We start from the raw sequence: 6,544 nt of genomic DNA, 5'->3' as shown, positions 1-6,544 counted from the left end.
GACTCCATTGATCAAAAACGTTTGTTTGAAAATTTAGTTTCTATACGTGGCAATTTATCTACAAGCAATGAGAAATTAAATCAGCTTAACTCTGTTAATTCTTCCATTAGTAATTTAAATCAGCCTACTTATCAGACGGCTCATTTTACTAAGAAAATAAGCGATACTCTCGATAAAATGAGCTCTAGCTCTGGTGGTGATTCTGGTGGTTCCTCAATTGATTATTCAAAAATGCCAGGCGCCGCTGATAATCCAATTTCTGTTAAATCCTCGTCTTATAATTCTGCTTGTGCTGGTGAAGATTGCTTTTTTGATGTTGCTGGTGTTCAGAAACAACTTGATTCTGCCAATGAATCATTGAAAGAAAAATATTCAGACATAGGCAATGAGGTTAAAGAGGTTTTTAATTTTCAATTGTCTGGTTCTGCTGGGGTAATTGATTGCTTTGATTTGTTCAGTTATGCGGGCAAGGAATATCGGGTTTGCCCTCCTTCCAAGGATTATTGGCAGACGTTGGCGGCTTTAATGATGTTTATTTTTTACTTCATGGCTCTGATGTTGATATTTAAAAGGTGATGGCATGGAATGGCTTGGTGAGTTTTTTAATTCGTTCTTTAACGATATATATCAGTTGCTGGTGCAGTTCGGCGGGTGGTTGGCTGTTAAGCTAGTTATTTCTTGGGTTGAGTTTAAGCTTTTTATGCTGACTTTTTCGTGGGATGTGGCAAAACAGATATTGGTTAATGTCCATTTTAGTGAGTTGATGTCCACCTCATTTAATGCCCTTCCAGATAACATGCGTTCGGTGTTGCTTTATCTCCATATTGATAAGGGGCTTGCGATCTTGTCTCAGGCGTTTGTTACCCGCTTCTTGCTCAATATCATGGGGTGGTAAATGTCCATCAAGATCCACCATGGGGCGCCGGGCTCTTACAAGTCGTCAGGGGCTATTCATACCGATGTGATGCCAGCTATCAAGTCAGGCCGTCTTATCATCACCAACGTGCGCGGCTTTACCGCAGAACGTTGTAGGGAGGTGCTGGGCAAGGCTGTACCTGATGGTTTTGAGGTGACTTACATCGAGACCGAATCGCAAGATGGTCGAGATAAGTTCGCCCGCTTTTATCATTGGGCACCTAAAGGGGCTTTTTTTCTGGTTGATGAAGTTCAGCGGATCTTTCCGCCTTCATGGCGTCAGAGTGATTTAGATCGTTTGGATTACCCTGGTGGGCCGGATGTGGCTAAAGACGATGGCCGACCGGAAACCATAGACGTGGCATTTGATATGCACCGGCATCATAACTGGGATTTTGTATTTACGACCCCGAACATCAAAAAGGTTCATCCGGTTATTAGGGCTGCTGGTGAAACGGCTATTCGCCATACCAATATGAAAATATTGGGCTTTGGAAAGCGTTATAAGACTGTTTTACATTTGGCTGATAACAATGGTTCGTCAATGTCTGATGTGTTGCAAGCCAAGCCATTTAATAAGGTGCCTGATTATGTTTTCAAACTATATGACTCAACTGCAACGGGTAAGGTCACAGATACAATCGCGGGCAGTTCGATACTACGAGACCCTAAAATATTATTTTTTCTGGTCTTTCTTGGATTCTGTTTTTTCTTTGGCTTCATCAAGCCTGAATATATTGATGCGCCTGCTAAGGCCGCTGCGTCATCTTCTTCCGCTGTTCCGCCTTCTGATGCGGTGGGTGATTCGTCCGGTGCTGGGGTACGTGCTAGCGGCGTTCCTGCTGCGTCTTCTGGCGGGCTTATTTCTGTAGGCCCGTTTGCTGGTAATAAATTGATTATCAGTTGTCATATTTTGATAAAGGATGAACGGGGATCTTATCGGGTCGAATATTGTTTCTCTTTGCGTAAAGGTGAAGAAATTCAACCTCTCTATACTGATGATTGGCCGGATCAATTGGCCCGTGTTGATGCTATGAGTGCCTGTCATGCTGTGGTTAAGTATGAGGGCCAGCCTCTTGATGTGTACTGTGATCCAGATGGTGATGCTTTGCGCCGTAAATACAATGCTGCTTTGTATTCCGCTGACACTCAGCGGGACAAGCCAACCAGTTAAAACTTTTGGTAACTGTTACCGAAAGTCCTTGCCTTTTTGGTAACTGTTACGCATAATGTAGTTATGGTAACGGTTACTAAAACAAGAGGGATTTTTTATGATTACCGCTGTTCAATTTCTTAAAGTTGTTTCTGAGTCTAACCTGTCTTGGTTTTCTCTTTCTGTTGGGTCTAAGTTTCCAATTATGCGAGATACGAAGACATATTGGATTATCAATGTTTTTGGCGATTTTGAAAAAAAGGTGATGAAATCTACTTGCCGCTTTGCTGGTGAAAAGGATTCTCCCCAGTTTGCCATTTTTGAGCCTGATTCTGAGGTTGAAACATTGGTAACTGTTACCGAAAAGCGCCCTTTGGGTCGTCCCCGCACTGGCAAAGCTCTTTCCCCAGCCGAAAAGCAAGCTCGCTATCGTGCCCGCTTGGCTCAAAATACGGTAACGGTTACTTTTAATCGTTCTGATATTCCAACTCTAAAGTTACTTTTGGCTAATGCTCCCTCTGAGTTGTCATTGCCTGCTGACGTTCTGGATCGCCTTAATGCTGCTGTTTTCGATTCTGCGTTATCACAGTTGACTCGGGTCAATGAGCGCTAGCTCATATAAGGCGGCCCCTCTATGTCCATTTTTGTGACGTAGTTAGGCCGCCGAAACAGTCTTTTGAGTCATTCCCTGTGGTAGATACCCCCCCCTTCCTGCTAAACCTGTTTTTGCGGGTTGGCCCGAGACAACGAGGGTAATCACTTCCCTTGCTTGATGCCTATAGCGCCATTTTTGGATCTGTGGCTTCATAGTGGGGGGTTTTAAAAAGCAGTCCAGACAACTAGACTGTGTGGGATGGGTTTTGCAGGCTCTACGCCTTCCGGTCTTACGATGGGGGGTAAAAAGTTAGGGCCCGATGTTTGCAGCATCGAGCCCTTTACAGATTTTGTCACACCGACACCAATCAGCGGGACGTTTTAATGTTAGACACATCAGAGCATGAGTGCAAGAGCTGCGCGGTCTCAGACCCTAGCGGGGCTGCCGTGGGGGCCTTGTTACATAACACGAAATCTATACACAAAATTCGCACCGTTGTAGACCAAAAAACCGGTGAAATTCAATGCTTTAGGTTGAATCCGAAGCGCAACGAATATGTGTTGGAAACCGACCCAGAAACAACCCGCTTCAATCGCTACCGCTTACAGAATGTTTCCCGTTCAGTGCTTGGTGATGCTGAGACCCCAAGGGGTGGCCAGTTTCGAGTTTTGAAGTGCGTACGCACTCGCCTAGCTAACGATGTTCGTGTTTTCCTCTCTGACGAGTACAAGCGAGCCCATTACGCAAACCTGATGATTTGCGGATCTGTTTGGACTTGTCCTGTATGTGCTGCAAAGATTTCTGAGCGGCGAAAGAAAGAGATCGAGGCCGCTGCCAACGTTCACACCGAGGCCGGTGGTTTTCTTTTGATGGTCACGCTTACTTTTTCCCATGATCGATTTGACAAGGTTGGCGATCTTCTCGGTTCGGATCAGCGTTCTGGTCTGCGTGGAGCTTTACAGCGCTTTCGTAACTCTCGGGGTTACAAGGCTGTATCTGAGCAAATGCAGTTGCTGGGTCTTGTTCGTAATCTTGAGGTTACTTGGGGCGCTCAAAACGGCTGGCATCCACATGTTCATGAGCTTTGGCTGATCAATCGTAAGCTCGGCCCTCGTCTTTTGGCCCAGCTTCGAGATCGCCTCTTTGATGCCTGGCATTCTGCGTGCTTGCATTCTGATCTTCCTCTCCCCAATCGAAAAAGAGGTGTTCACATTGTTGTTGCTCGTTCTCCTGCTGAGTACCTGCAAAAGTGGGGTAGAGAAGAGCGCTGGGGCATTTCCTCCGAGCTGGCCAAGTCCCACACTAAGACCAGCAGTAACCCGAAGGGTTTTACCCCGTTTGACCTTTTGAGGGCCATTGACGAAGGCTCCCCAAAATCTGATTTTTATGCCTCTATTTTCAGGGATTATGCCAAGGCGTTTTTTGGTGCTCGACAGTGTTTTTGGACTCGCGGCCTAAAGGCACTTTTTGGCATTGATGACCTTTCTGATGAACAACTTGCCGAGATTCAGGAGGATGACGCTAAGGAGGTTTGTGCCATAACAGCAGATCAATGGCGGCTTGTTCTTCAACAAAAAACTGATGTCCGGGTTACGATTTTGCGACTCGCTGAGACGGGCGGATCTGATGCTGTTATTTTCTTTTTGGACTCTTTGCAGGCTCCCCCTGTTGTAGCTCCAGTTGTTGAACCTGATGAATCTCCCGTTATCTCCCAAGCGGATAAAGATGCTCTCATTGTTCGCTGGTCTCTTGAGCGTTTTGATTCTTCGATCCCTGTTCCTGTTCCTGTTCCGCCGGATCTTCCGCTTGGCCAACTTTCCTTGTTTGGTACTCCTCCAGCATAGCGATCCAGCTATCGTGCCCTCTGGTAGTGCTTGCATGAACTGCGCTTGTGATCATTATCTCTATTGGGTCTTCATTAATCAGCCATCCTAGCCGGATGGCTTCCTTTGCCCCTATCCCATTTCGCCCTGTTGTGTAGTTGTTTACTGCCTGCTTGGTTGTTCCTAGTAGTGCAGCAATCTCTGTTTCCCGCCCTTTTCCTGTCTTTTTTTTGGCTAGTTCTATCCATTCTGATGCACTCCTAACGAGTACAGTCTTCTTGACTCTCTTTCTTTGCGTGATCATAATGTTTTCCGTGTGGTTCCCATGTCGCTGAATTTCACATCCTAACTACTGCGGCGCATTTTACATTTGAGGTGTTTTACTATGGCTGAACGTGCTTTGATTCTCTCCGCTGATGTATGGAACATGAAAGACGAGCAAAGCGGCAGGCCGCTTTCTGGTGTCTCTGTTTGGTACGTTAACGATTACCGTGATGATGCCGCCGAATCGTTTGGCTTTAAGCCAACAAAAGTTTCCGCTACACCTGAAACACTTCTCGATCTGCGTGGTAAGTTGCCTGGCGTTTTTGAGGTGTCTTTTGGTTCTCGCCCAGGTGCGCAAAACAAGGCTCAATTAACCTTGGTTGGCGTTAAGCACGTTGCGGCTGTTGATCTCTTTGCCGAGCATACCGCTTTTTCCACTAGCACTAAGCTAGCCGAAGGCAAGGTTTTGTAAATTCTTGACCTTTCTCTCAGTTGCGTGGAAATAGCCGCGCAACGAGGAGGAGGAGCGAGAGCGCGCAGCGAGCGACGACGAGGGCGCGGCTATGGTCTGTTTGGATTTAACTTCTGAGGGATACGCCCGTTTATCTGAGGCGGATTCGTGCGCATATGTTTTGATGACCGTTCAGGAACATTCAAAATTAACGGATATATCAAATTGGTTTCAGTTTGATATATCCACAACGTCAATAGCCTTTGGTTTTGGATTAACGATCTGGGTTATTGGTCTTAAATTGGGCGCTATTGCCCGTGTGATTGTCGGTGCCAAAAGAGGATAAATAAAAATGAATAAATTTTCAGGCTTGTTCCGCAATGGTTGCATTGCTGCTGTTACCGCTCTGTCTGCTAGTGCCGCCCTCGCTGAGGGTGGCCCAGCTGATGCTGCTTCCAAGGCTCTTGATGCTGCGCAATCTGACATTGCCGCAACCTCTCCCAAGGTGATGGCTGTGGTCGCTGCTGTGGTGGGTGTTGGTATCTTGATCAGCCTTATTCGCAAGGCTTAAACCATGTCCCTGATCATTGGGACGCTCTGGTTTTTGTTCTTTGTCGAGGGATGGCGAACATCCTTTTCAATCTAAGGCGGCTTCGGTCGCCTTTTTTTATATTGGGGGCTGTGTGCGCATAGGGTTGTTTTTATTATTTTTTCCATCACTGGCTTTTGCTATTGGCGGTTGTCCTGTCGGTGTGCAACTTGGTAACGTTACTATTGCTACTCAGTTGCCTGTGTGTCTTAAATTTGAAAGCTCTGAATTTGGCGGTTGCTTGGTTGATTGCCGTGGCGTGTGTGTCGAGTTGCCGCTGGCCAATACCAGAGGGCCAGTTGAAACGACTGGTACATCCTGTAATTATGCGGGTAATGGCAGCGGTAACGGTGATTCAGACGGTAGTGGTAACACTCCAGATGAGGGATCTTCTGGCACTAAACCTATTTCTGGTTGGATTGACTTTCAACCTGTAATAGGTGATTCAACAGGTACTTCTGTTTCTGGTTCTGTTGCTAAGTTAAATAAAAACCTTGGTGTTGCTTTGCGTCAGGTTGTTGATGCTACTCAACATGATACGGCTAATCTTAATTTGATTGCCCATAGCGCTGAGTCATTAGCTATCGATATGAAAGCCAGTATTTTTCGGTTGGGTAGAATGACCGATGATATTTCTTATACCAAAACTTCTACTGATGCCGTTTTAGGTGGGGTTTATAAAACTAATGAACTTTTGCAATCAATAATCTCAAAGATGGATAGTTCTGGTAATTCGGGCAATGCTGGCACTGGC

General features: G+C 46.0%; 7 protein-coding genes and 1 pseudogene. All 8 read left to right on the top strand.

Annotated features, from left to right (window positions below; all coding sequences use genetic code 11):
• Positions 1-576: pseudogene (locus ACY8FN_RS21180) on the top strand (hypothetical protein); the annotation flags it as partial.
• Positions 577-580: 4 nt separating this feature from the next.
• Positions 581-895 carry a DUF2523 family protein gene (locus ACY8FN_RS21175; RefSeq protein ID WP_463101217.1) on the top strand — a complete coding sequence of 105 codons (315 nt, stop codon included), beginning with the start codon at positions 581-583 and terminating at the stop codon, positions 893-895.
• On the top strand, positions 896-2,089 hold the full coding sequence (locus ACY8FN_RS21170) for a zonular occludens toxin family protein (protein ID WP_463101216.1): 1,194 nt from the start codon (positions 896-898) through the stop codon (positions 2,087-2,089).
• 97 nt (positions 2,090-2,186) lie between these two features.
• On the top strand, positions 2,187-2,681 hold the full coding sequence (locus ACY8FN_RS21165) for a hypothetical protein (protein WP_463101215.1): 495 nt from the start codon (positions 2,187-2,189) through the stop codon (positions 2,679-2,681).
• 437 nt (positions 2,682-3,118) lie between these two features.
• Positions 3,119-4,507, top strand: a complete 1,389-nt coding sequence (locus tag ACY8FN_RS21160; protein WP_463101214.1) for a rep family protein — start codon at positions 3,119-3,121, stop codon at positions 4,505-4,507.
• A gap of 364 nt (positions 4,508-4,871) precedes the next feature.
• On the top strand, positions 4,872-5,222 hold the full coding sequence (locus ACY8FN_RS21155) for a hypothetical protein (protein ID WP_463101213.1): 351 nt from the start codon (positions 4,872-4,874) through the stop codon (positions 5,220-5,222).
• Between the two features lie 331 nt (positions 5,223-5,553).
• Entirely contained in the window at positions 5,554-5,772 is a 219-nt protein-coding gene (locus tag ACY8FN_RS21150; RefSeq protein WP_139694366.1) for a Flexible pilin, read from the top strand.
• A 112-nt stretch (positions 5,773-5,884) separates the two neighbouring features.
• Positions 5,885-6,544, top strand: a 660-nt coding sequence (locus ACY8FN_RS21145) for a hypothetical protein (RefSeq protein WP_463101212.1), incomplete at its 3' end; no start/stop codon positions are given.

The sequence above is a fragment of the Aeromonas sp. 160P genome (assembly GCF_055193095.1).
This window is presented reverse-complemented; position numbering and strand designations above follow the sequence as displayed.

Coding starts and splice junctions, on each gene's coding strand:
- ACY8FN_RS21175 (WP_463101217.1), top strand. CDS start 581: ATGGAATGGCTTGGTGAGTTTTTTAATTCGTTCTTTAACGATATATAT.
- ACY8FN_RS21170 (WP_463101216.1), top strand. CDS start 896: ATGTCCATCAAGATCCACCATGGGGCGCCGGGCTCTTACAAGTCGTCA.
- ACY8FN_RS21165 (WP_463101215.1), top strand. CDS start 2,187: ATGATTACCGCTGTTCAATTTCTTAAAGTTGTTTCTGAGTCTAACCTG.
- ACY8FN_RS21155 (WP_463101213.1), top strand. CDS start 4,872: ATGGCTGAACGTGCTTTGATTCTCTCCGCTGATGTATGGAACATGAAA.
- ACY8FN_RS21150 (WP_139694366.1), top strand. CDS start 5,554: ATGAATAAATTTTCAGGCTTGTTCCGCAATGGTTGCATTGCTGCTGTT.